The organism is uncultured Varibaculum sp. (genome assembly GCF_902489465.1).
Lineage (GTDB): Bacteria > Actinomycetota > Actinomycetes > Actinomycetales > Actinomycetaceae > Varibaculum.
Genome location: NZ_CABTZZ010000025.1, coordinates 1 through 25,707, shown reverse-complemented (window position 1 = coordinate 25,707; position 25,707 = coordinate 1). Strand labels below are relative to the sequence as shown.

At 52.8% G+C, this 25,707-nt stretch carries 22 protein-coding genes; 20 read left to right on the top strand and 2 right to left on the bottom strand.

Translation table 11 applies throughout. The features are described from left to right. The first annotated feature begins 117 nt into the window (after positions 1-117). Positions 118-438, top strand: coding sequence for a type II toxin-antitoxin system RelE/ParE family toxin (locus RDM26_RS05825; protein ID WP_307738064.1), 321 nt, complete (start codon positions 118-120; stop codon positions 436-438). A gap of 248 nt (positions 439-686) precedes the next feature. Here the strand turns inward: RDM26_RS05825 and RDM26_RS05820 are convergent, their stop codons facing one another. Further along, positions 687-1,082: a hypothetical protein gene (locus tag RDM26_RS05820; RefSeq protein ID WP_307738063.1), complete on the bottom strand. Its 396-nt coding sequence runs from the start codon at positions 1,080-1,082 to the stop codon at positions 687-689. Between the two features lie 73 nt (positions 1,083-1,155). On the opposite strand from RDM26_RS05820, the gene RDM26_RS05815 reads away from it, so the two are divergent. From RDM26_RS05815 to acnA, 5 genes are all read left to right on the top strand, one after another. After that, positions 1,156-2,097 (top strand): metal ABC transporter solute-binding protein, Zn/Mn family, encoded by a 942-nt coding sequence (locus RDM26_RS05815; RefSeq protein WP_307738062.1) that lies wholly within the window; start codon positions 1,156-1,158, stop codon positions 2,095-2,097. Beyond that, positions 2,094-2,777, top strand: a complete 684-nt coding sequence (locus RDM26_RS05810; protein WP_307738061.1) for an ATP-binding cassette domain-containing protein — start codon at positions 2,094-2,096, stop codon at positions 2,775-2,777. The genes RDM26_RS05815 and RDM26_RS05810 overlap by 4 nt, the downstream gene beginning before the upstream one ends. Further along, entirely contained in the window at positions 2,758-3,549 is a 792-nt protein-coding gene (locus tag RDM26_RS05805) for a metal ABC transporter permease (protein ID WP_307738060.1), read from the top strand. Before RDM26_RS05810 ends, RDM26_RS05805 begins: the two co-directional genes overlap by 20 nt. A gap of 8 nt (positions 3,550-3,557) precedes the next feature. Beyond that, on the top strand, positions 3,558-4,976 hold the full coding sequence (locus RDM26_RS05800; RefSeq protein ID WP_307738059.1) for a hypothetical protein: 1,419 nt from the start codon (positions 3,558-3,560) through the stop codon (positions 4,974-4,976). A 291-nt stretch (positions 4,977-5,267) separates the two neighbouring features. Then, positions 5,268-7,970, top strand: a complete 2,703-nt coding sequence (gene acnA, locus RDM26_RS05795) for an aconitate hydratase AcnA (RefSeq protein ID WP_307738058.1) — start codon at positions 5,268-5,270, stop codon at positions 7,968-7,970. Positions 7,971-8,335: 365 nt separating this feature from the next. Here the strand turns inward: acnA and RDM26_RS05790 are convergent, their stop codons facing one another. Next, positions 8,336-10,135 (bottom strand): chloride channel protein, encoded by a 1,800-nt coding sequence (locus RDM26_RS05790; RefSeq protein ID WP_307738057.1) that lies wholly within the window; start codon positions 10,133-10,135, stop codon positions 8,336-8,338. 96 nt (positions 10,136-10,231) lie between these two features. On the opposite strand from RDM26_RS05790, the gene dxs reads away from it, so the two are divergent. From dxs to RDM26_RS05720, 14 genes are all read left to right on the top strand, one after another. Continuing rightward, positions 10,232-12,103, top strand: a complete 1,872-nt coding sequence (gene dxs / locus RDM26_RS05785) for a 1-deoxy-D-xylulose-5-phosphate synthase (RefSeq protein WP_307738056.1) — start codon at positions 10,232-10,234, stop codon at positions 12,101-12,103. Positions 12,104-12,175: 72 nt separating this feature from the next. Beyond that, complete coding sequence (locus RDM26_RS05780) at positions 12,176-12,856, top strand: sugar-binding domain-containing protein (RefSeq protein ID WP_307738055.1); 681 nt, start codon at positions 12,176-12,178, stop codon at positions 12,854-12,856. Between the two features lie 41 nt (positions 12,857-12,897). Beyond that, on the top strand, positions 12,898-13,287 hold the full coding sequence (locus RDM26_RS05775) for a hypothetical protein (protein WP_307738054.1): 390 nt from the start codon (positions 12,898-12,900) through the stop codon (positions 13,285-13,287). A 220-nt stretch (positions 13,288-13,507) separates the two neighbouring features. Further along, positions 13,508-16,123 carry an HAD-IIA family hydrolase gene (locus tag RDM26_RS05770; RefSeq protein ID WP_307738053.1) on the top strand — a complete coding sequence of 872 codons (2,616 nt, stop codon included), beginning with the start codon at positions 13,508-13,510 and terminating at the stop codon, positions 16,121-16,123. Then, complete coding sequence (locus tag RDM26_RS05765) at positions 16,107-16,310, top strand: hypothetical protein (RefSeq protein ID WP_307738052.1); 204 nt, start codon at positions 16,107-16,109, stop codon at positions 16,308-16,310. The genes RDM26_RS05770 and RDM26_RS05765 overlap by 17 nt, the downstream gene beginning before the upstream one ends. Before the next feature lie 2 nt (positions 16,311-16,312). Continuing rightward, positions 16,313-17,146 carry a TlyA family rRNA (cytidine-2'-O)-methyltransferase gene (locus RDM26_RS05760; protein ID WP_307738051.1) on the top strand — a complete coding sequence of 278 codons (834 nt, stop codon included), beginning with the start codon at positions 16,313-16,315 and terminating at the stop codon, positions 17,144-17,146. 25 nt (positions 17,147-17,171) lie between these two features. Then, a complete protein-coding gene (locus RDM26_RS05755; protein WP_307738050.1) occupies positions 17,172-18,005 on the top strand; it encodes an NAD kinase in 834 nt (277 codons plus the stop codon). A 3-nt stretch (positions 18,006-18,008) separates the two neighbouring features. Next, complete coding sequence (recN, locus tag RDM26_RS05750; protein WP_307738049.1) at positions 18,009-19,691, top strand: DNA repair protein RecN; 1,683 nt, start codon at positions 18,009-18,011, stop codon at positions 19,689-19,691. Positions 19,692-19,757: 66 nt separating this feature from the next. Beyond that, positions 19,758-20,897, top strand: coding sequence for a putative cytokinetic ring protein SteA (gene steA / locus RDM26_RS05745; protein WP_307738065.1), 1,140 nt, complete (start codon positions 19,758-19,760; stop codon positions 20,895-20,897). 16 nt (positions 20,898-20,913) lie between these two features. Further along, positions 20,914-21,840, top strand: a complete 927-nt coding sequence (locus RDM26_RS05740; protein WP_307738048.1) for a copper transporter — start codon at positions 20,914-20,916, stop codon at positions 21,838-21,840. Next, positions 21,840-22,754 carry a hypothetical protein gene (locus RDM26_RS05735; RefSeq protein WP_307738047.1) on the top strand — a complete coding sequence of 305 codons (915 nt, stop codon included), beginning with the start codon at positions 21,840-21,842 and terminating at the stop codon, positions 22,752-22,754. Before RDM26_RS05740 ends, RDM26_RS05735 begins: the two co-directional genes overlap by 1 nt. Beyond that, complete coding sequence (murJ, locus tag RDM26_RS05730) at positions 22,751-24,415, top strand: lipid II flippase MurJ (RefSeq protein WP_307738046.1); 1,665 nt, start codon at positions 22,751-22,753, stop codon at positions 24,413-24,415. The genes RDM26_RS05735 and murJ overlap by 4 nt, the downstream gene beginning before the upstream one ends. Positions 24,416-24,429: 14 nt before the next feature. Next, positions 24,430-25,116: an NUDIX domain-containing protein gene (locus tag RDM26_RS05725; protein WP_307738045.1), complete on the top strand. Its 687-nt coding sequence runs from the start codon at positions 24,430-24,432 to the stop codon at positions 25,114-25,116. A 189-nt stretch (positions 25,117-25,305) separates the two neighbouring features. Then, positions 25,306-25,707: HTH domain-containing protein (locus RDM26_RS05720; protein WP_307738044.1), on the top strand; the 402-nt coding region annotated here is incomplete at its 3' end.

Genomic DNA, 25,707 nt, shown 5'->3' with positions numbered 1-25,707 from the left:
TGCAAAGACAAATAAAGAATTGAAAGAAGAGCTGGCGAAATGTTATCTGTTAGTATTATCTGGCAAGCAGAAAACGGCATACGAAGTATTTGAATCTTTGCACAAGGAATTTGGTTTATGAGCTATGCGGTTTGCATATCACATGAAGCAGAAGAGGACTTGCGGGGCATTTATGCATATATCACCTTTAATTTATTGTCACCTAAAAGTGGTAGAGGACAAATAGATAGGATAGAAAAAGCTATTCAAAGCCTTCATCAGTTCCCGATGAGGCATAGGTTAGTGGATCTGGATCCTTGGAAAAGTCGAGGTTTAAGGTTCATGGCGTGCGATAGTTTTCTTATTTTTTATTTTGTTCGCGAAGAAAAGCATGAAGTTGTGGTTTCTCGTGTTCTTTATGGGAAAAGAGATATTGAGAAAGTCGTAAATGGCAATTAAACCTTTTAACGATAGCTTTTCCTATCGTTAAAAGGTACACCCAAGAGGGTGCAATGCATACTGCCTCGGGGGGGCAAGGCTAGTTCAGCTCACCAAAGCAGAACCTCTCGCAACGGCAAAAAATGCTATGCCGTAATTAAATCCTGCTTTGATGATGGCGGTTACACTTTACTCTATCGAGAAAGATTTAAAGCAGATTGAAGATACTCAGAAATGAAAAAGCTGAAAACAGGATTCTTATATTGGTCTCAGTTTTTTAAGCAACCAATGGGAACTACGTAAACGCCATCTTTGCGTCGGTATGCCCAGTCGCCGGTTCCTGTCAAAACCATAAGAAAAGATGGACTATTCATTTTCTCGGTATCAATTTTTGCTTCCATTGACTTTAAAGTCTCTGTACCGTATTCAATTAGCTTGTCGCCACCAAGTTTAATTTCAATGAGACCGTATTTACCGTTCCTTAAGTGAATAACTGCGTCGCATTCCTGTCCATTTGTTGATTCTACCATTGCTTTCCGACGATTGGCGGCAATTCGTTCCGATGATTGGCGGTAGTCTGTTCCGACGATTGGCTGTAGCGGAGGAGTAGGCAGCCTCGCCCTACGGTTTGTAATTATCCGCAACTCTCCTAAATTGATAACCATTCTCATTACCGTTAAGATTTGTGGGTAAGTAAAAGTCAAACACAACCAAACTAGAAAGCCGTTAGGAATAATCGTGCAAAAAAATAGACTAAAAGTGCTGGTCTCTTCCATCATTGCCGCCGTTTTTCTGCTGTCTACGGTCGGATGTGCAACCAACTCTCATAGCGCGAATGTGGGCAACAAATCTGAGTCGAAAAAACTCCTCCTGTATGCCACGTTTTTTCCGGTATTCGACCTGAGTAAACAAATCGTGGGTGACAAGATGGAGGTAAAGTCCGTGATTTCGGGCTCTCAGGAACCTCACGATTTTGAACTGCAAACTGCCCAGCGGGCAGAACTATCTAAAGCCGACTTGATTGTTTACAACGGAGCCGGCATGGAAAGCTTTATTGCAGATTTGCGCGAAGCAATCGGGAAAGACGAAAAATTCCTTGATTTATCGCAAGGGCTAACGCTGTTAAGAAACAAAGATGCCGCGCGCACTGACAACACCGCAATCAACCCTCACACTTGGCTGAGCGTAAAAAATGCGCAAATCGAGTTACAAACCATTTACGAAAAAGTAAGTGCTATTGACCCTGATAATGCCGGCTACTACCGGGAAAATCTAAAGAAAGCCCAAGAAAAGTTCCAGGCACTAGATAAAAAGTTCCAACAAGAAATAGTTAAAATCCCTGCTGAAAAACGCTACTTTGTTGCCTCTCATGCCGCCTTTAACTATCTGGCGGACGACTATGGACTAAAACAGGTAGCAGTCACCGGAATCTCTCCCGAGGACGAACCCTCGGCTAACCAACTAGCTACAATCGCTGAATTCGTTGAAAAACATCGAATCAGCACCATTTTCTTTGAAGGGAAAGCCACTCCGAAAGTAGCGGAAACTCTAGCGCGCACTACCGGAGCAAAAACCGGAACCCTCTACACCATGGAGCATCTAACTAAAGAGGAAGAAAACCTGGGATACCTCGGGCTAATGCAGAAAAATCTCACTAACCTGATGGAATCCTTCCGATGAGTAAGGTACTGGAAATAGAAAAACTCCACTTTACTTATGGAGAATATCCGCTCTTGCAAGGAGTTGATTTCTCACTGGCAGCCGGTAAGTTCGCGGCGATAGTAGGGGGAAACGGTGTCGGCAAAACCACCTTGATGAACCTAATTCTCGGAAAACTCAAAGCAGAAACAGGACAAATCCGGCTGTTTGAAGATTCGCTCAGTGTAGATAATCACTATCGCGACCTCGCCTACCTGTCCCAAGAAGCTGTCAGCAGATACCGAAACTTTCCCACCACGGTTAAAGAACTGCTAAAGATGTATTTAGCGCAGCTTAAACAGAAAACAGACCCGGAAGCGTTACTGGAAAACGTGGGGCTAACGGCGGTGCAAAATCATCGATTAAGTGAACTCTCTGGCGGGCAATTGAAACGGGTAGGTCTGCTCGTAGCTCTACTGAAACAGGCGCGCCTAATTCTTCTTGACGAGCCAACCGGTGGGGTAGACCAGCAGTTCTCCCTAGAGCTGTATCAGATATTGCGCCGGCAATGCCTAGCCGGCAACTCCGTCCTCATGATTACCCATCATCTAGCGGAAGCCGCCTTGTTTCTAGATGAAGCCTACCGCCTTGAAAGAGGGATCTTAACTCGACTTCAGCTGGAAGAATATAAAAGGAGTGCCGGTGAATCTGCTCGCCTATGACTTCATGCAGCGCGCTTTTCTGGTAGGAACCATCCTGGCAGTACTTTTACCTCTAATCGGATTGCCGATTGTGTTGAAGCGGCTGTCAATGATGGGGGATACACTCTCGCATTCCTCCCTAGCGGGTGTAGCCGCCGGGTTAGCGTTCGGGTTTAATCCGCTAGTAGGTTCGGTGGTTGCCTGCGTAATTGCCGCTTTAGGGGTGGAGGCGCTGAGGGCTCGTTTGCGTGCCTATCAAGAAATATCTACCGTCATTATTTTGGCCGCCTCAATCGGGCTGGCGGGGATTTTCACCAGTTTCTCCGGTGGCTCTAGCGCCATCACCAGCTATCTATTTGGCTCGATAGTTACCCTTGGTGACCTCGAGTTATATCTGGTGTTGGGGGTGGGGTTGGTAGTTTTGATCATTTACAAACTCCTGTACCGCCACCTTTATCTCACCCTATTTGATACTGAAGCGGCCAGATTGCTCGGGATTAACTCCCGAAAGCTAAACTTTGTGTTCTCGCTGCTGGTGGCGCTGTCAGTCTCGGTAGCTGCTAAAACCATTGGGTCGCTGATAGTGTCCTCTATCCTGGTTATCCCCTCAATTTGCGCTATGCAATTGGCTAAAACCTATCGCGGTACGCTCCTAGTTTCGATAGGAGCCTCCCTCGTGTTCGTGTACGCGGGGCTAATCATCTCGTACTACCAAAACCTGCGCCCCGGCGCGGTAATCGTCCTCATATCCGTATTCGGGCTGCTTACAGCCTTGGTCTTTCGCAAAAAGTAAGGAGAAAAATGAAAATTAATAAAGTGATAATTGGGGTTGCAGTGGCATTAACCCTGGTGCTTACCTCAAGCGCATTCGCGTTGGGGGTGGCTTTTGGGGGCAGCAATGAATTTCAATCCCGAGGGAGTGCTATCTCCACTGTGGGAGGCGCGAGAGTGCAACCAAAAGAGCCCAAATATAAACAAGATGAAACCACTGAAGTGTTAGTAGACGCGGAAGTTGCTAACAATGAGATCGTAAGAGTCAGGAAACATGGAGATCACTGGCATGTCTACACTAACGACGGTCGGGAAATTATTACCTACACTGACCCTTCAAAAGCAAAGACTACTGCTCAGTTAAAAGGAGCAGCGAAAGTAGTTTCTACTTCTCAACTGTCCGCCCTCGTGTCAAACGCGGTAGTAAAGATATTGAAACACGGTGATCACTATCATGTTTACACTGCTGATGGTCGAGAGTTTATTACCTATAGTGATCCGCGCTCTCTATATCCTGGGGTTGCGCTCGGAACTTATAACGGCAGTCACGGGAACGGGAAAGTAACCGTACCCAGCGGGTGGTCACCGCGTCCGGCTGGTCCGTCCTCCCCATTCAACCCAGCACTTAGCCCCAAAAGACACAAAGGAACCGGCGGTAGCCATAGTAGGCCGGCTCCGGGAGGCAAACTACCTTTTGTGTCGGTCGTTTCCTTGCAGCAGCTGGCGAAACTGCCAATCGTGAAGATTTTACAACACGGAGATCACTATCATGCCTACACCAAGCACGGGCAGGAATATATTACTTACGATAATCCCGCAAAGGTGTTCCCGCGAATCAAGATTGGGCAATACGCCGGCTCACATTCCGGTAGCGGGAGTGCAAGCAAGCCCGATAAAGGGCAAACCTCAAAGCCGGACGTAGAAACAAAGCCAAAGCCTAAACCGGGAAGTGGAAAACCAGACCCCAATGATCCGGAACGGGTAGTAAGAATTGAACGCCACGGTGACCATTGGCATCTGCACTTCGCCGATGGGCACGAGGGGATTAGTTATACAGATCCCTCCGCGCTATATCCCGATATTAAAATTACGGAATATCAGGAAGAAAAACCGAAAGATACTTCGCCGATTGAGGAAGATGAACGTTTCACTTATGACGAGGTCGAAGCGAAACTGATTGTGCCGCTAAAGTACATTACTTACGGAAACGTCACCCATGCCACCCGGTATGACCGGGAAAACCAGCGGTTTGTGATTCCGCATTACGATCACTACCACTACCTGACTTTGGATACGATTATTCAGTTCGCCAAAGGTGGTAAAGACAATATGTTTCATGGGTACAGCGCCCGGCAGGTAGTTGCTACCTTGAAGTATTTGATTATGCACCCTGAGGCTCGCCCCAAGGGAGAAAACGGGTGGGGGAGCGCTGCCGAGGTTGCGTCCTAAAAGTTTCTAAGAATGCTTTCTGAAAAGTAACGTAAAAGGAAATTAGGTAAGGAAATTCTTTTATAAATCCCTGATGTTTAGGGGTGTAATCGTGCCCGCGGGCTGAAAGCAGAGTGACGCTCTGTCTTCAGCCCGCGTACTCGTCCTCTCAGGTGGAAAGGTTTTTTGTCTCTGGTATGCCGGTTTCTGTCCGCTCTAAGAGGCAAAAAACTCGTAACACTGGCATTCGAGCGCTTCGCAAAGTATCTTGATATCAAGAGAAAATATTTTGATTCCCTGCGGGAGGTTGCAATGAGTTTGAACAGCTTTGACGCCGCGACCCAGTTAAAAGTCGGCGATAATAGCTATAAAATCTATGACTTAAAAGCGGTGCCCGGCACCGAAAAATTACCCTACTCCCTCAAAATCCTGGCAGAGAACCTGCTGCGAAACGAGGACGGGGAAAATATCACCAAAGAGCAGATCACACAGATCGCGAACTGGGATCCCGATGCCCAGCCCAGTCAGGAAATCCAATACAGCCCGGCGCGAGTATTAATGCAAGACTTCACCGGTGTTCCCTGCATCGTGGACCTGGCAACTATGCGAGATGCGGTAGTTAACCTGGGTAAAGACCCGGATCTGATTAACCCGCAGGTCCCGGCAGAAATGGTTATTGACCACTCGGTGCAAATCGATGTATTCGGCTCCCAAGATGCCGTGGAAAAAAACATGGACATCGAGTACCAGCGCAACCAGGAACGCTACCAGTTCCTGCGCTGGGGGCAGGGCGCGTTCCAAAACTTCCGGGTAGTACCTCCGGGAACCGGGATTGTGCACCAGGTAAATATTGAATATCTGGCGCGGGTAGTATTCGCTGATAAGGACGAGGACGGCGCGCTGGCTTACCCCGATACTTTGGTAGGTACCGACTCCCACACCACTATGGTTAATGGTCTGGGCGTCCTCGGCTGGGGCGTTGGCGGAATCGAGGCTGAGGCGGCGATGCTGGGACAGCCAGTATCAATGCTGATTCCGCGGGTAGTGGGCTTCAAACTGACCGGCGAAATCGCTCCCGGCGCTACCGCCACTGACGTAGTGCTCACCATTACCCAAATGTTGCGTGACCACGGAGTAGTTGGGAAGTTCGTTGAGTTCTATGGCGAGGGCGTGGGGGCGGTTCCTCTAGCTAACCGCGCCACTATCGGCAATATGTCGCCTGAGTTCGGTTCGACTGCCGCTATCTTCCCCATTGATGAGGTCACTATCGACTACTTGCACCTGACCGGCCGCAGTGAAGAATCCTGCGCCCTCGTGCGCGAATACGCTAAGCGGCAAGGACTGTGGCATGACCCCGCTCACGAAGCGCGTTATAGCGAATATCTGGAACTGGATCTATCCACCGTAGTACCCTCTATCGCCGGTCCGAAGCGTCCCCAAGACCGCATCGAACTGGCAATGGCCAAAGATTCTTTCAAGAAGATTTTGCCCGACTATGTTGCCGGCGATAAGACCATTGATCCAGTATTGATGCGTCCTACCCGCCCCACTCAGGTCAAACTGGGCAGTGGGGAAGAAGTAGCCATGGATCACGGTAACGTGGTGATTGCCTCCATTACTTCCTGTACTAACACTTCGAATCCCTCGGTGATGATGGCGGCGGGTTTACTCGCCAAGAACGCCGCTGAAAGGGGACTAACGCCTAAGCCGTGGGTGAAAACTTCGCTAGCTCCCGGTTCCCAAGTAGTACGCGACTACTACGAAAAGGCTGGTCTGATGCCCTATCTGTCGCAGCTGGGCTTCGATATTGTCGGTTACGGTTGCACTACCTGTATCGGCAACTCCGGCCCGCTGCCCGAGGAAGTCCACAACACGGTAGAGGGTGCAGACCTGACGGTGGTGTCGGTGCTTTCTGGTAACCGTAACTTTGAAGGCCGGATTAATCCCGATGTGAAAATGAACTACTTAGCATCTCCGCCCCTGGTGATTTCCTACGCCCTGGCGGGAACGATGGATTTTGATTTCGAAACCGAGGCGCTGGGAGCGGACAACCGCGGCAATCCCGTCTACCTGCGTGATATTTGGCCGGCTGCCGAAGAGGTGGAAAAAGCGATCGGTCAAGCTATCGATCGTGATATGTATCTGCAGGATTACCGCAGCGTATTCGAGGGTGATCATCGCTGGCAATCGCTGGAGGTACCCGATTCACCCACTTTTGCTTGGGATAATGACTCCACCTATGTACGCCGGGCACCTTTCTTTGAAGGAATGCCAGAAACCCCGGAACCGGTACAAGATATTTCCGCAGCTAGGGTGCTGCTGAAACTAGGAGATTCGGTAACTACCGACCATATTTCTCCCGCAGGTGCGTTTGCGTCCAAGACTCCGGCTGGTCAATACCTAAGCTCCCACGGAGTGGAACGGCGCAACTTCAACTCCTATGGTTCGCGACGCGGTAACCACGAAGTGATGATGCGTGGCACTTTCGCGAATATCCGTATCCGTAACCAGCTCCTCGACAATGTGGAGGGCGGTTTCACCAAGGACTTCACCAAAGCCGATGCTCCAGTAGTACCCGTCTACGATGCTTCGGTGTCCTACGCCCAGGCCGGCGTGCCCCTGGTAGTGCTCGGCGGCAAAGAATACGGTACTGGATCCTCGCGCGACTGGGCAGCTAAAGGCACCTTGCTGCTGGGGGTTAAAGCAGTGATCGCCCGGTCTTTCGAACGGATTCACCGCTCCAACCTGATCGGGATGGGAATCCTGCCACTGCAATTCCCTGAAGGCGAAAGTGCCGATTCCCTCGGCCTGGACGGGACTGAAACCTTCGATATTAGCGGGATTACCCAGCTTAACGAAGGGGTAACTCCGCAGCTTATGAAGGTGACTGCAACCAAGAGTGACGGCTCCGTCATAGAGTTTGACGCCACCGTGCGAATCGACACTCCCGGTGAAGCCCAGTACTACCGCAACGGTGGCATCCTGCAGTACGTACTGCGCAACCTAGTTGCCTAGGAATGCAATAACGCTTGTGCTCTGGGCACGGTAAAAGCGCTCGGGGGACCCCGGTGATTCTTGCTTCGCTCGAATCAAGCCCCCTCTCGCATCTTTTACCGTGCCCAGAGTTTTGCTGCCATAGCGGATTTGGCCAAAGCGAACAACGTGTAAATCGCAAGGAATCTAGGTCGCTCGCGTAGTATCCGGGGCGGCAAAAGCGCTCGGAGGACCTAAATTAGCCGTGCTTGCACCCGTCTAGAGGCAATATCTCACTGAGACAAACAGGTATGTTTCCGATGTTTTGGTTAGAGATTACAACCGGTCTCCCGCATCTTTTGCCACCCCGGATCGTGGTTGTGCGAGTTATTTCTGAGAGTTGATCGTTAGCGGTGGTGACGATGGGTCCAGCGCTTACGAATGCGACGCCCCAGGGAGTCGCCTAGATCGCGTTGGCTAAGCGCGTGGGTTTGCTGCCGGTAAAGCTTGACGATCAGGTCGCGTCCTCGTATATAACCCAAGACTTCTTGAGAGCGTCCCACTACCGGCAGGTTAGAAAGTGGGGACTCTGCCAGCTCTTTGAGGATTTGACTAGGGAGTTCAGTGGGGGTGCAGAAAGTCGCAGTTAAGGGGATTTCCCTCAAAGGCGTATCTTCGCCGCGTTTGTCGATCTCGTGCCCGAGCAGCAGGGCACTCACCGAGCCTTGGAATTCTCCTTGAGAATCTACCACCGCCAAAGAGGTTTCTCCGCTAGTTTCCAGGGCTCTTTCCGCCTGAGCAAGGGTGATCTCTTGACTTAAAAGTTGAGGCGGTTCGTGCATCAGATCCGATGCGGTGGAGCGCCCCAATAAAGTATCCGACACCGGGTCTGACAGCCGGTCACCGCGGCGGTGCAATTTTTGGGTATAAATAGTTGAGCGGGTCATAAATAGGGAAATCCCGGTGGCAATCCCTACCGCCAGCATCATCGGTAGAATTAGAGAATACTGCCTGGTCATCTCGATAATAATGAACACCGCGGTTAGGGGTGCACGAGAGGCGGCCGCGAAAGCCGCCCCCATCCCGATTACTCCATAAATGGCAGTTGAAGAAGCCGACCAAGGTTGGACTAACTGCCCCACCGCCATCCCCGCACAAGCGCCTACAAATAAGGTGGGACCGAAGACTCCGCCGGCTCCCCCCATAGAAATAGTGAAAGAGGCACTCAAAGCGCGCCCAAAAAGTAACGCTAGAATCATCCAAACCGGAAAATCACCCGAGAGTACCCGCAGCTGTACGCTTTCCCCAGTGCCATAGAGCAAGGGAAAAAAGTAAAGAAATACTCCCAGAACCAATGAACCAGCGACCGGGCGAAACCAAGCCTTCCAGTGATAAACCAGGTCGATCCCATCCCAAATCAGGTAGAGAAGTTTAGAAAACCCGATCCCCGCCAAGGTTGCTAGCAAAGCCGCCACCGCCACTAGCAGGTAATCGCTATGGGAAAACACGTCCAAGGATTGGCTGAGGGGCACACTGGCCTGGTCAGGCAAAAACTGCTGCGAGATAAGGGAAGCCGAAACGGAGGCGAATACAATGAAAACAAAGTCCTCGGCGCTGAGGGTACCGAGTATTACTTCGAGCGCGAAACAAGCACCAGCCAGGGGAGCGTTAAAAGTAGCGGCAATCCCCGCGGCAGCCCCACAGGCACATAGGAACATCAGGCGTCGCTTGTTCAAGCCCAGGCGGGTACCTACCCAAGAAGAAATAGCCGCGCCAATCATGACAATCGGTCCTTCCCGTCCGGCATTTCCCCCTCCTCCCAAAGTCAAAGAAGCCGCAAATAACTTAACTAGGGCGGTGCGTCCGGGAATCCTCCCGCCTTTACGGCGGACAGCGAACATCACTTCCGGGACGGCATGCCCGCGGCTGCCGGGGGTGAAATACTCCACTACCGGTCCATATAGCAGGGCAGACAGCACGGGAACTGCAATGATGAACACCGGTGATAAACCGAGGAATCCGTGGGCGGCTCCCGCGTGAGCAGGGTAATCGCTATAACCGGTTACCAGGTAACTCCAACCTGCTATTAGGTAATAAAAAGCTACTGCTACCAGCCCTACTATCGCTCCGATGGTGATCGCCAAAGCAGTGAGTCCCGCGCGGGAGCTCACAAAAGAATTGGCACGTCCGGAAGGTTTTTTACCCATGGTTTCAGTTTGGCGTGCCGGGCGGGCTGGCGCAAGTAACTAGTAGATTAATCCATCCAAGCCCTCATTAATACAAATTGTGGCTAAACTGGCTGGGTGGCAAAAATACTCGATCGGATAAATAACCCGGCAGATTTGCAGAAGCTCTCTAGCCTCGAGTTGGCAGACCTGGCGGGGGAGATTCGGTCATTCCTGGTAGAGAACGTGGCGAAAACCGGGGGGCATATGGGGCCTAACCTGGGGGTAGTAGAGCTAACGATTGCACTCCACCGCATGTTTTCTTCCCCCACTGACACTATTATTTTTGATACCGGGCATCAAGCCTATGTTCATAAGATCCTTACGGGACGCAAAAATTTTGCCCACCTGCGCACCGCGCAAGGGCTGTCAGGTTATCCTTCGCGGGCGGAATCGGTACATGACGTGGTGGAAAACTCCCATGCTTCTACCGCATTGTCTTGGGCGCAGGGGGTAGCGGAAGCTAAAGCTCTTAAAGGAGACCGTTCCTATACGGTGGCAGTCATTGGGGATGGTGCCATGACCGGGGGAATGACTTGGGAAGCTTTGAACAATATCTCTGAACGTCCCGATCTCCGCTTGATTATCGTAGTTAACGACAATGGTCGTTCCTATGAGCCCACTATCGGGGGTCTGGCGCACCATCTGGATGCGCTGCGTACTTCTCCCGCCTATGAGAAGGCGTTACGTTGGGGAAAACAGCATCTTAAGTCTCGAGGTAAACCCGGGGAGCTCACCTATGATGCCTTGCATGGGATTAAACGCGGCATGGCCGATATGGTTTCTCCTGAACAAGTTATGTTTTCGGATCTGGGAATTAAATATACCGGCCCAGTTGACGGTCATGACATTGTGGCCACCGAGTTCCAGCTTGCTCGGGCGAAAGAGTTTTCTGGGCCGATCATTGTGCATGTCATCACGGAGAAAGGCCGAGGGTATTCTCCGGCAGAAGAAAATGATGCGGATCATTTCCATACGGTCGGTCCGATTCATCCCGAAACCGGTTTACCGGTAAAGAAGGAACGCTTCGGGTGGACATCGGTATTTGCGGACGAAATTGTGCAGCTTGCTAAACGTAATCCCAAGATTGTAGGGATTTCGGCGGCCATGATGGAGCCGGTAGGGTTAAAACCGCTGCGATCTCAGTTCCCCCAGCGGGTATTTGATGTGGGGATCGCGGAGCAGCATGCGATGACTATGGCAGCCGGTCTTTCCTTTGCCGGGTGTCACCCGGTTATTGCCCTTTACGCCACCTTTTTAAACCGGGCTTTCGATCAGCTGTTAATGGATGCGTCCCTGCATAAACAAGGTATTACCGTGGTTTTGGATCGCGCAGGTATTACCGGAGCTGATGGGGCTAGTCATAACGGGATGTGGGATCTGGCGATCGCCGCCATGATTCCCGGAATTAGAGTAGCCGCGCCTCGGGACGCCAGCACCTTGCGCAAATTATTGGGGCAGGCAGTCTCGATTGAGGACGCACCTACTATCGTCCGTTATCCCAAGGGAAGTGTGCCCCCCGATATCGAGGCAGAAGCAACCGAAAATGGTCTCGATATTTTATTCCGGGTTTCTGGTACCGGTAAGAAAATTTTGGTGGTGGCGGTGGGAGCCATGGCCGATCCGGCGATCTCCCTGTCAAAAGAACTTGCCGCGCGCGGACATACGGTCAAGTGTGTAGATCCCGGTTGGGTAATCCCAGCTTCTCCGGCGCTGTTAGCCCAGGTGGAGGCCGCTGATTTAGTGGTGACTATCGAGGACGGGGAAGTAACCAATGGGGTAGGAGCTTTGCTGCGTACCACTTGTGCGGGAAATAATTGTTTCACCCCGATTAAATCTTTTGGTATTCCTCGGGCGTTCTTACCCACGGATTCGCGCGATAACTTGCTGGAAAGCTCGCATATGACGCCCTCGACGATATTAAAGGAACTAGCCGACCTGCTTGACTAGGTCTTGGCACGGTTGTGCATGGCCTTTTGCCAAGATAGGGCAAGGTAGTATCTGTCGTGCACTTTTGTTGCAGTGGCTAGAGCTGCAGCCCGGCATTTGCAGTCGCTACGTCCCCAGCCGCGAACCCTGGCTGTTTCTTGGGGGAAGACGATTGCCCGAGTTGCCAGGGAGCTTCCGGATCAATGGTCTCGGGGCACTACCGTGATCCAAACCAATGGCGGACCGAGCTACACGCAAGATAATTTTGTATCCGAATCTATTCGTACCATTGCAGAAAAAGCCGGAGGTTTTGGGCGGATTCTACCTGCACCAGCTCTGGTAGGAGATAGCCGAATTTCCTCTGCTCTGCGCAGCGACTTTTCTATCAAGGCGACCCTCGAGGCGGCAGCAAACGCTGACGTGATTTGTTTTTCACCGGGAAAACTAGAAGCAGATTCAGTTTTGGTGCGTTCTGGTTATGTCTCTGAACAGGGACTACAAAAACTTATTTCCCGCGGAGTAGTAGGGGATCTGCTGTGCCGATTTGTAAATGCTGAAGGTCTCCCCGTGGATCTAGAGCTAGATAAATGCACAATTGGTATTAGCCTGAAATCCCTGAAGAAGGCACGCATGAAAGTGGCTGTGGCTTCCGGTAGTGGGAAAACCGCCACCACCATGGCTACCTTAAGAGGCGGACATGTGGACACCTTAATAGTGGATTCCGGTCTGGCGCAGTTGCTATTGGAATCGGCTGAAATACCCACTGAAAAATGACGTAGGAACACCTTATTAACAACATCGTGAGGAGAAATAAAATGGCAAAGATTGTAATGCTGGGATCGGGAATCATGGCAACTGCTCTTTCCTTCCCCGCCAGTGAAAACGGTAATGAGGTGCGCCTGGTGGGTACCCATTTGGATCGAGATATTATCGACTCGATAAAAACCAAGGGTATCCATCCCGACTTGGGACTAAAGGTTAACGAAGGGGTTAAAGCATACCAGTTGGAGGACGCGGAAGAAGCTTTCTCAGACGCAGACGTGGTCATGTGCGGGGTTAATAGCTTCGGGATCGAACGGGCTGGTGAGCAGCTGGCCGGATTGCTGAAACCGGGACAACAGGTACTGTGTATTACCAAAGGGATGCAGCCCTTGAAATGCCCTGGTCGCTCCTCTTTGGAGGAGAGCGCTAAGGGAAAGTGCTGACAGTTTTCTGGCTGGTGAAGTAGGCTTTAGGTCGTTCTTCACCAGCCAGAACTTCATAGAAAAGTTTAGCCAGCTCCCTAGCTGAACCTGTCCTTGGCGCCTAGGGCGAGCCTGCGAAATAGTGAGGATAGACAACCTTTTAGAAGCAGCTTCAAGGCGCTCTTTACGCTTAGAATAGAAGGAAGTCGACTAAGCAATCGTAAAAGATAAGGATCTAGAGTTGAGCAATTTTAATCAGCATGGTGGCGGACGCGAACCTCAATGGCGTAAGCGACGTTCACAAGCGGGCGGCGGGCACGGTTCCGGTAATCAACGCAACTACTCAGATTCTTCAGGCGAGCGGCAAGGCGATCGCGACAGCTATCGCCGGCGCGGAAGCTCCGAGGGAGGATACCGCGAGGGAGGACACCGCAAAGACAACCGTCGGGGTGGCAAGTGGCAGGATCGGCGCGGGGGTAATTCCCGCAATGATCGTAACGATCGGCGCGGCTCCTACCGGGGGGAAGGCGGCTCCTACCGGACAGACCGGGAGAATAATCGGGGAGGACGCCGCAACTATCGTGATGACCGCGGGGTATCTCACGGAGCCGGGGAGCGTTCCGGGCGCTCCTCCTATCGCCGGGGCGAGCAAAATGAGGCAGGCTCACGCCGGGGATTCAACCGGGGCGGTTGGCGCTTTGATCGCGATAACCGCCGCGATAATCGACGGGATGACCGCCGGGAGCGGGAAGCACAAGCGCCTCGCTCAGGAAAGCATTCTTTCGGGGTTCGGGATTCCCGTTACCGCGCCAAAGAATGGCGTCACGATAATGAACCCCAGATTCCTGCGGCAGTCAAAGCTTCAGACCTGGATAGAGAATCTCGGGCATCCTTATCTTCGCTAGATCCGGACAATGCCGAAAAAGTGGCGCGTCATCTGGTGATGGCGGGATCGCTACTAGATGTAGATGCCGAAGAAGCCTACCTGCATGCCAAGGCGGCAGTTAGCCGGGCAGGTCGGATCGGGACGGTGCGGGAAGCCTGCGCGCTGGCAGCTTACGCCAGCGGTAAATATAGCGAAGCGCTACGGGAAGTACGCGCCGCGCGCCGCTTAGATGGCACTGATAGTTTGCGGGCGATTGAAGCGGACTGCGAACGCGGACTGGGCAAACCCGAGAAAGCTCTAGAAATTATTTCCGAAACCGACACTTCGGCCTATGCTCTTTCCGACCTAGTGGAACTAGTCATCGTGCAAGCGGGAGCGCGCCACGATTTAGGGGACTTAGATGCCGCCCTCCTGGTGTTAAATCAGTTTTTAGAACAGCAACAACTGGAAGAACCAGTACTTTTGGCAAGGATTCTTTCCTACAAGGCCGATCTGTTGCGCGAACTCGGCAGGCAGGAAGAAGCCGACCAGGTGGCCGAGCAAACCCCAGAGGTTCCCGACACGGTAGCCATTGTTGATCTGGAAGAAGTGCTCGAAGCCGACAACCCTTATGTGCACTCTGACCTGCACGGAAGTCGTAAACCTTTAGTAGAGACTGCCGATGTGCTCCTCATTGATCTCGATGGAGTCTGCTACGCCGGTACCCGCGATATTCCTAATGCGGCATCCGGTTTAGCGGCAGCTCGGGAAGCAGGTATCAAGTTCCAGTTCGTAACCAATAATGCCTCCCGTAACCCGCAGCAGGTGGCGGAAAAGCTTCAGGGGCATCAGATAGCTGCCGCTGCGGAAGAAGTAATGACGGCGGCGATGGATGCAGTAGAAATCCTCACCCAGAAAATCGAACCCGCCTCCAAAGTATTGGTGGTGGGGACGCAAGCGCTGCGTGATACCGTCGCACAAGCCGGGTTTGAGGTAGTTAGTAAAGCCAGCGAACAACCGGCCGCGGTAATCCAGGGTTATGGATCTGAAGTAGGATGGGCAGAACTTTCCGAGGCTGCCTATGCGATCAACGCTGGCGCCCTGTTTATGGCCACTAACCTGGATGCTACTTTGCCCACTGAAAAGGGCTTCGCCTTGGGAAATGGTTCCTTGGTGGCAGCGGTAGAACATGCCACGGGACAAAAACCGTTCGCCGGAGGAAAACCTTTCGCGGGGATTTATCGGAAAGCGGCATCCCATGCAGGCGCTAGTAAACCCCTAGTGGTAGGAGATCGTCTCGATACCGATATTGCAGGCGCAGTTGCTGCCGATATGCTCAGTTTCCATGTGCTCACCGGGGTTTCTGATGCCAAAGCCGTGGCATTGGCCTATCCCGATCGGCGCCCCTCCTATCTGGGGATAGATCTTACGGATCTAACCCGCGCGCATCCTGGCCCGGTGCATCAACCTACGGGAGCTTGGACTAGCGGGGAATCTGCCGCTTTTATGGTGGCCGAAGATGGACGGGTGATGCGCGAAGATGAACCGGTAGATAACGGTGCAGTCCTCAGTCTGGAAGATTATCGCGCACTGGTTGCCGCCGTGTGGGATGCGCGTGACCAGGGGGTATTTGTTCATCTACCGGATATTGAGGTAGTACGCGAGGTGGAATCCCCGGAGCCTGCTTTATCGGGAGAGGACGAACCCTCGGTAGAAGAAGAATCCGCAAGTTCCGCCGACGGGGACACAGAAGATTTGGATTCTGCGCCCTCGGAACTTGGAGCAGATCCGCAAGAAGAAAAAGCAGAAGAATCTGCGGAGAATACCCCGCAAGCGGAGGTAGCCTCGAGTGAACCGGCACCGGCAGCGAAGCAAGCCACGGAAACAGCTGAGGTAGCAGAGGAAGCTAACGGTGATGAGGGAGTAGACGGGGAAGACCTGCAGCTTGAGCTGCTGCTTCCCGGTGAGGTTGACAGTGAACAAGAACAGTAATCTTCCTGACGCTTCAGAAGACCTGGAACTGGCAGCCCGCAAATCTGATATCGACCAACTATTAGCCAGTTGGCCGACTGAAGCAGGCAGCGTCTATCCGCAGGTAACTTTAAGCGATCTAGAGACAGCAGCGACCAAATTGTCGGCTGCTCTGGATTCTCTGAATGCCCAGATAGAAAGAAAATAATCATGGGTAGGCTGCGTCGGCTAGATCGCGAACTAGTGCGTCGTCATTTAGCGACTTCCCGTGCGCATGCGGCTCGGTTGATTACCGCTGGCAGGGTCAGTGTTGATGGGCGAGTCATGCCGAAGCCTGCTTCTCAGATTGATCCTGCCCAAGCGGTGGTGGTAGCTGACAGCCCGGATGAGGAATATGCTTCTCGCGGCGGTTATAAACTGGCGGGCGCCCTCGATATTTTAGGGGAGGATGCCCCGGTTATAGAAGGTAAACGCTGCCTGGATGCCGGGGCTTCTACCGGCGGTTTCACCGATGTGTTATTGCGGCGAGGAGCGAAAAGCGTAATCGCCGTCGATGTGGGATATGGCCAGCTGCGCTGGAGTCTGCAACAAGATCCACGGGTGGAAGTACATGATCGTACCAATATCCGTTACCTGGATCCGCAAAAGATTGGGGAACCCGCCCAGTTAATTGTGGGAGATTTGTCTTTTATCTCCCTCAAACTGGTGATACCTGCCCTGGTTAGGGCTTCCACTGCAGATGCTGAATACCTGTTGATGGTAAAACCGCAATTCGAAATCGGCCGCGAAGATTTGGGGGATGGAGGAGTAGTTCGCGATCCCGAGGATCATTTCCACACAGTGCTGGCAGTGATCGCGGCGGCTCATGAAAACGGGTTAGGATTAAAACAGGTGGCGGCTTCGCCGTTACCCGGGCCGGCCGGAAACGTAGAGTACTTTGTATACCTAGGGCGGGGCGCGCTGCTGCCCGGTGAGGAAGAAATCAGGCAGCTGGTGCGCTGCGCGATTGCAAATGGTCCTGCTGGGCAAGAAAAAATGAAATAGTACACCACGAAAAGGGGAGAAGCATATGGGTGAGCGGCACGTGATGGTAATCCGGCACCTTTCGCGCCCTGATCTGGAAAAAACCGCTGATAATGTTGCCCAAGAGCTGCGGAGCCATGGGATAACTCCGGTAGATGAAACCTATTCCGGCGCCGTCGAGATTGTAATTGCTCTGGGCGGGGATGGCACCTTGCTGGGAGCTGCTCGCTACGCGCGTGCCCAAGCAGTTCCCCTAATCGGAATCAACCTGGGGCACACCGGGTTTTTAACCGAGGTAGAGCCCGATAGAATCTCCGAAGTTATTGATCATATTGTGGCCGGCTCCTACACGGTGCAATCGCGCATGACGGTAGACGTGACCGTCACTTTGCCAGATGGCCGAGAAATACACGATTGGGCGCTTAACGAGGCGGCGATTTTATCTACCGATCGCGCCCATCCTTCCCACCTGGGGTTAGGGATTGATAAACGTGGCATTACCACCTACGGTGCCGATGGTTTGATTGTGGCTACTCCCTCCGGTTCTACGGCTTATAGCTTTTCCGCTGGCGGCCCCATTGTCTGGCCAGATGTAGAGGCAGTAGTGGTTTCCCCCTTGGGCGCACACGGCCTATTTACCCGTCCGCTGGTAGTATCCCCCGAATCCACTATGGAAATCTCGGTACTGCCGGATCAGCGTACCCCCATGCAGCTGTGGCTCGATGGCTTGCGTTGCCATGAAGTACCTCCGGCATCCTCCATGCGAGCAACTAAAGGCAAAGCTCCAGTAATGCTAGCCCAGATTCTAGATACGCCTTTCTCCGGACGTCTGGTACATAAATTCCAATTGCCGGTTAAAGGCTGGCGTTCGCTGGGATAAAAAATGATTGACCAGCTCACTATTAACAATTTGGGGGTAATCCCGCAAGCGGAACTGAGCTTTTCCCCCGGTTTTACCGCACTTACGGGGGAGACCGGAGCAGGCAAAACCATGGTGTTGTCTTCTATCGGTTTGCTGCTCGGTAAAAAAGCTGACTCTGCCTTGGTACGTTATGGAGAAAAAGAACTGGCGGTCGAGGGCATTTTTGTCACCGATAGTTCCTCGCAGGCAGCGGCGCTACTTACCGAGGCCGGCGGATTAGTTGAGGACGGAGAGATCATACTAGCCCGCACGGTTCCTGCCCGAGGGCGGTCTCGCTGTCACGGTGGTGGCCGCACCATTCCCAGTGGAGTATTATCCCAGATTGGAAGCGAACTGGTTACCATCCATGGACAAGCCGAGCAGCTTAGATTACGCAGCGAGGCGCGGCAGTTAGCGCTATTGGATTCTTTTGGGGGATCGTCGCATCAAGAATTAGTGGCAGAATTTGGTGCCACCTATACATCTTGGCGTCATTTACAAACCCAGTTAGAAGATTGGGAAAACCAGCGTCAAGCACGCGAGATAGAGGTTTCTCGGCTAAAAGAAGGGGTGGAACTGCAAGAAAAACTACAACCAGAGCCGGGAGAAGAAGACCAGCTACTCCACAAGATTGAGCGACTGGGTAATGTAGAAGACCTTAGAGAAGCGGCTCAAGCGGCCTATAACTATCTCGGGGGAGATAGTGTCGACTCGGCCGGGGCTGCCTCCCTGCTGAGCGCGGCCATCCAAGCATTGGAAAAGGGCGCCCAAAGCGATGAAGAGCTTTCCGAATTGGCGCGTGGCCTGCGGGATGCGTCCTCAATTATTTTGGATATTTCGGCCGAGGCCGGCGCCTACCTTTCAAACCTAGCGGCGGATCCTGCGCAGTTAGATCAAGCACAAAGTCGTCTTTCACAGTTACGTCACGCCTATCTTCCCTGGGCAAAAGATTTAGATAGCTGGTTAACCTGGGCAGATACTGCCAGAGCCCGAATTGCTAAACTGTCCGGGCCGCAAAACCAGGGCAGGGTGCTGGCAGAACAACTGGAAAAAGCCGCATCGCAGCTGCAAACGCTGGGAAAGAAAGTTTCTCGCGCGCGCCTCGCCCTCGCAAAAACTTTGAAAATGGAAGTAGCAGCAGAACTCGCTGCCCTCCAGATGCCAGATGCCGGATTTGATATCGAACTGACATCGCTTGCAAAGCCCAACCCTCATGGCTTCGACCAGGTGACTTTTGGTCTGCGGACGGGCGCTAACGCGGAAATTCGGCCTTTGGGTCAAGGGGCTTCCGGGGGTGAACTCTCTCGGATTATGTTGGCTTTGGAAGTCACCTTGGCCGCTAAGTCTCTAGCTGAAGGGACTCCTACTTTTATTTTCGATGAAGTTGATGCCGGAATCGGAGGGGCAACTGCGCTCGCGGTGGGCCAACGCCTGGCTAGGTTGGCAAAACATGCGCAAGTGATAGTAGTAACGCATCTTCCACAAGTAGCGGCTTGGGCAGATAAACAACTGGTGGTGTCGAAGAATAACGATACTGCCCAGGTTAGAGAAGTCGCAGGTAGCGAGCGAGAACGCGAAATTGCGCGGATGTTGGCCGGTAAAGCGGACTCTAAATCTGCCCTTGACCACGCTCGGGAACTGATTAACGCCTGTAGCGTGGGGTAATGTTGACCCGTGGGACTTTTTAGACGGAGCAAAACGAAAGCAGCAGAACCAGCCTCTAGCTGCCGGGTGCGGGTGGATAAGAAAACTAAGCATCTGACTCAGCGGCTCCAAGCCGGTGAAATCGCGGTTATTAATCATGCTGATATTGACCGGATCGCAGCAGAAACTCTGGTGGCTGCCGCCCCTAGTGCGGTGCTTAATGCCGCTAAGTCAACTACTGGACGCTACCCCAATATGGGACCATCCATCATTGTTGATGCCGGTATTACCTTGATCGATGATCTAGGCAGCGCGATCATGAACTTGAAAGAAGGCAGCACGGTCACCGTAGAAGGCAATGCGGTCTACCAAAAGGGGGAGCTAGTAGCGCAGGGAGTATTACAGACTCCGGGAACTATTGCTGTCGACTTAGAGGAGGCGCGCAAAGGAGTCTCCACCCAGATTGAAGCTTTCGCCGCTAATACTATGGAGTATTTACGCCGCGAGCGCGATCTCCTCCTAGATGGGGTTGGGGTTCCCAAAGTTAAAACGAAGTTCGCAGGTAAACATGCCTTGATTGTGGTGCGTGGCTACCATTATCAAGAAGATTTACGTTCCTTGCGACCCTACATTCGCGAATATAAACCGGTGTTAGTGGGGGTAGATGGGGGAGCTGACGCCATCCTGGAACAGGGATACACCCCCGATATGATTATTGGAGATATGGATTCTGTCTCTGACCAAGCGTTGCGTTGCGGAGCGGAAATAGTGGTGCATGCCTACCGGAATGGTAAAGCTCCCGGTACAGAACGGTTGAAAAGAGAAGGCATCCCCCATGTGCTCTTCCCCGCGACCGGCACTTCCGAAGATGTCGCCATGTTGCTGGCTGACGATAAAGGTGCGGAAATGATCGTGGCTCTAGGCACCCATGCGACTTTGGTGGAATTCTTAGATAAGGGACGCTCCGGAATGGCATCTACTTTCCTCACCCGCCTGCGAGTGGGGTCAAAACTGGTAGACGCGAAAGGAGTATCCCAGCTTTATCAGCCGCGGATATCTACTTGGCAGACTCTGCTGCTAGCCCTAGTCGGAGTGGGGGCAGTGGCAATTTCGCTAGCAGTTACCCCTGTGGGGCAGACTTTTTATGGGATTGCCGGTATCTACTTACATGATTTGATTGACTTTTTCCGTCAACTATTCGGGGTTGCTCCCTCACTAAAGGGCTAACCAAGGCAGGAGAAAAATGATTGATTTTCGCTATCACTTAGTATCGTTGATGGCTGTGCTGGTCGCGCTCACTATGGGCGTGGTACTGGGAGCCGGCCCCTTGCAGGGGAAAATCTCCGATACCCTTTCCGGGCAAGTCACGGCACTATCGAAACAGCAAACTGAGCTGCGTCAGGCCAATGAAGATCTGGTGAAACAGGCAAATAGCTCCAATGAATATATAGGGGTTTTGGGTCGCAAGGTAACTCCGGGCACTATGACTGGCAAGAAAGTAGCCGTAGTGAGAATGCCCGGGGTAAGTGATGCGGCCGTGAACGGAATAAACGCGCAGTTAAAGATCGCGGGTGCTGCTATCACAGACTCGGTTACCGTGAAGGACTCCTGGTTTAATGAAGATTCTCAATCCTACCGCGACACTTTAGCTTCAACTTTAGCCAGCAAGCTGGGAGATAAAGCCGACGCGAAAGTTTCTAGCCAACAAGTATTGGCAACCGCTTTGGGGACGGGGCTGACCAGTTCCGACAAAGAAATTCAGACCCTGGTAACTAGTCTTTCGGCAGGAGATACCCCTTTGATTTCTGCTTCGGCAGTTACTGATCCGGCGCAATTGATAGTGGTTGCTACGGCGGAAAGTAAGGAAGAAGAGGGGCAGGATCCGGTGCTCAAACCGGATTTAGAGTTCGTGAAAGGCATCAACCTCGCTCTTCCCAAAGGGACGGTAGTAGTAGGTAGTGCCCAAAGTGAAGGTGACTATTTATCGCAGATTCGCGCCGAAAAAATTGAAGTTACCACAGTCGATAGCATCGGATCGGTGATGAGTAACGTTTCTACTCCCTTTGCTCTTTTAGCTGATGAAGCCGGAAACAACCAGGCATACGGCACCGAGCATTACGCTACCCAACTTATTCCCCCAATTCCGCAAGCTAAAGCGGAGGGACAGTAGTGGCACGTGCAATCGGGGGAGCTCTATCTGCCGGAGCGGGGTTTTTCTTAGCCAGGAAATACTTGCTTCACCACCTGTCCCCCCAGGTTTCCCGGCGTTATGAACGGCAAAATTTCCATGGGCAAACGGTCTCACTTACAGGAGGAATTAAAGTTGCCGCTGCCTGTTTGGCAACCGGCGCTTCGTTAGCAGCTGGTCGCGCCGCGCGGCTGGGAACAATGCTACCGGTGGCTGCCGGGGCTGCTCTGGGATATTGGGATGACACTCGCGCTGATCTGCCTGATAAGGCTGTAGACAGTCCGGGCGGGCAGTCGGCACCGCTTCCGCTTTCTTACCCCGAAACCGCGGAAATAAAAAAGGAAAAACCGGCGGTACCAAAGGGATTTCATGGTCACCTGCAGGCGCTTTCACAGGGAAAAGTTACTACCGGAGCCCTGAAGATAGTGGGGATCGGCACTGGCGCTGCCCTGGGGGCGCTCGGGATAGGGCGTTCGCGAGGAACCGGGCCAGGAACCTGGGTACTGGACACTGTCCTGATTGCGGGTAGCGCTAACTTAGCAAACCTATTTGATCTACGTCCGGGACGCTGCTTGAAAGTTGCTACCTTGGCAGCCCTGCCGCTTATTCCAGCTAAAGACACCGCGACTGCCTTAGCCGGAGGAGCTATCTCCACCAGCGCGCTTGCTTTACCTGCCGACTTGGGGGAGCGAGAAATGCTAGGTGATACCGGCTCAAATGCCCTGGGGGCGTTGCTGGGCTCAGCCTGGGCGCAAAAGGCTGGCAGCGGCGGGAAAATTATCGGCGTCCTCGGGATAGTAGCCCTCACTGCCGCCAGTGAAAAAATTTCATTTTCCCAGGTGATTGCGAAAACTCCGGGCTTGCGTACTATTGACCAACTAGGACGTCGGCGGTGAAAAACCCCAGGGTAAAGAAGAAGTTGCCCGCTATCGCTTCGGCGGTGGGGCTGATCTCCGTTCTCACTTTACTGTCGCGCATTTTTGGCTTTGGTCGCTGGCTGACCCAGTCAGCCTGGGTTGGTACCGGAGCTTTCGCGAACGCTTACTCCACCGCCAACCAGCTACCCACCGTTTTGTTCGAGGTGGTAGCAGGGGGAGCGCTTGCGGGAGTCACCATCCCCATCTTGGCTGGCCCGATTGCAGATCAGATGCATAAAGATGTGCAGCGGGTATCGTCCGCCTTGATTACCTGGGCTTTATTACTACTTAGTCCGGTAGGGCTGGCGGTGTTCTTGTTGGCACCTTGGATCGGGCAGGTAATGCCTTGTCCCCAGGGGGTTGACCCCCAGCTGCAAGCTCACTTGATCAGCGTATTCTTACAAATGTTTGCGCTACAAGTGCCGCTTTATGGATTGTGTGTAGTAGGCACCGGTATTTTGCAGGCGCACGAAAAATTTTTACTGCCCGCCTTAGGTCCGCTGCTTAACTCCCTGGTGGTAATCAGCACTTACGCGATTTTTGGTTACCTTACACCCTCGGTTTCTGATCCTGCGCAAGTGGCTCATAACGCCATTTTGATCCTGGGGTGGGGGACTACCGCCGGGGTGGCAGCGATGAGCTTACCCCTGTTTATCCCTATTTACCGCCTGGGGATTCGCTGGCGTCCCACTTTGCATTTAGGCCAGGGACGAGGACGAAAAGCAATGCGTCTAGCGGGCGCGGGAGTGGGCTCTTTGATCGCCCAGCAGATTTCCGTGCTGGTGATTATCCTAGTGACTCGCACCTATGGGGCGGAAGGATCGTTGCCTATCTATCAATATTCCCAGTCGGTGTATATGTTGCCCTACGCGGTGCTGGCGGTGCCGATCGCTACGGCGATGTTTCCACGGCTATCTTCGCTTTTGCATCAGGGCGGAAAAGCCGCTTTCAATCCCGAATGTGCATCCTCTACCCGTTTAGTCACCATCGTGGGGCTTTTTGGATCGGCGCTGCTGGTTACCTTGGCGCGTCCAGTGACCGATATTTTCACCCGCATCAATCCAGTGCCGGGGATGTTATGGGCGCTAGTAGCGATGGCGCCAGGAATCGTGGGCTATGGGCTGGTCTATCACGTTTCCCGGGTGCTTTATGCCCTCGGAGGAGCGCGACAAGCGGTGGTGGCTTCCTCTGCCGGTTGGCTTACGGTTGCGGGACTTTCCTGGGGTTTGGGAGCTGTCCTACCCGAAATGGTCTCTAACCGGGCAAATGGAATCTTGCTGGCTTTGGGGCTAGCCCAATCGGTAGGTATGACTGTGGGGTCTGTAGGGTTGCTAATCGGCTTGCGACAGTTAGCGGGGCCACAAGCAGTGAGCGGTCTCGGAACAGCAGCTTTGAAAGCCTTCCTACTGGCGCTGCTGGCGGCGGCTGCCGGCTGGTGGGTATCCGGGGTTTTTATGAGGCTGTGGCCGGGGATAGTCGGTACTTTCGTGGCCGCTGCGATTGCGGCGCTGATTAGCGCGCTAATAATGAGTCCGCTGCTGATTCCCCAGCTACGAAAACAAAAGCGAGATCGGGCCGCGGGAAAGGGATCTTCGGACTCTTGGGACGGAGATAAGTCAGAAAAACAGAGTGAGGAATAGTTAGGATCTAGACAGTGGGCAAGAAGATAAATATGGAATTGCGCGATGAGGCTTTTAACAACCCAGTAATAGATCATCAACTGATCTACCAGGGAAATGTGTTTGATTTTGTAACCGATAAGGTGCAGCTGCATACCGATGAGTCTGCTGTTCAGCGGGACTATCTTGCCCACCCCGGGGCAGTGGCGATTGCGGCGGTACGTCCGGTGGCTGGGGCAGATCCGTCCTCGCGCAAGATTTCGGATTGGGAGATTTTATTAGTCCGCCAATACCGGCATCCGGTGCGTGCTTTCCTCTGGGAGGTTCCTGCCGGCCTGTTGGATCATGCCGGGGAGGATCGGGTCAGCGCCGCTAAACGGGAACTATGGGAAGAAGCTAATCTTGAGGCGGAAAACTGGCAGGTGTTAGTGGATTTCTTTACTTCCCCGGGGGGAAGCAGTGAGCATCTGCGAGTGTTTGTGGCGCAAGGGATTAGTGAGTCCACCGGTAAGCGTTTTGAAGCCTGTGAGGAAGAACGGGACATGCAAACTGCCTGGTTCTCTTTGGCTGAGGCTCGGGATGCCCTTTTTTCTGGCGCTCTGCATAACCCGTCTGCTATGGCTTCTATCTTGGCAGTAATTGCTGCGTTAAGGCAGGGATGGGCAGGATTACGGGAAGCTAATGCACCCTTCAACCCGGATCCCTTAAATATCCCAAGGTAACTGGAAAAATCCGCTAAACGCGAACAAACGAAAACCGCTAATCTGCCCGGGGTAGAGGCCTAATATCTCGGGATTGCACCTAGGGTACCTGTTGCCCCGGCCACACTTGTCTAACACTGGTTATTTTTGCAAGACACGTGTTTCTAAAATGCGTTAGACTTATGGAAGTCTATTGGCAAGGAGGGAAGCGTGAGTGAAACGGAACCGACCCGGCAAACAGTTTTAGACTTAATTGTTGAAAAAGGCCCCGTCACCGCAGCCCATCTGGCAAAGATTTTAAGTCTGACAACTGCAGCGGTGCGTCGTCATATTACCGCTTTGGAATCCGAGCAGATGATCGCAGTCTATGAGACCTATGGCCACGCTAAGCGCGGACGTGGCAGACCGGCTCGTCATTATGTGGCGACTGGCAAAGGGCGCGAAGGACTGAGTGAAGATTACTCAAAATTGGCCAGCAGGGCCTTAGGGTTCATAGAACAACTGGCAGGGCCAGACGGGATTGATACCTTCGCCGCCGCTCATTCTCGCGATATTGAAAGACGCTACGCTCCCTTGATTAAAGAGGCGGGGCCAGATCCGCGGGGGGGGGGG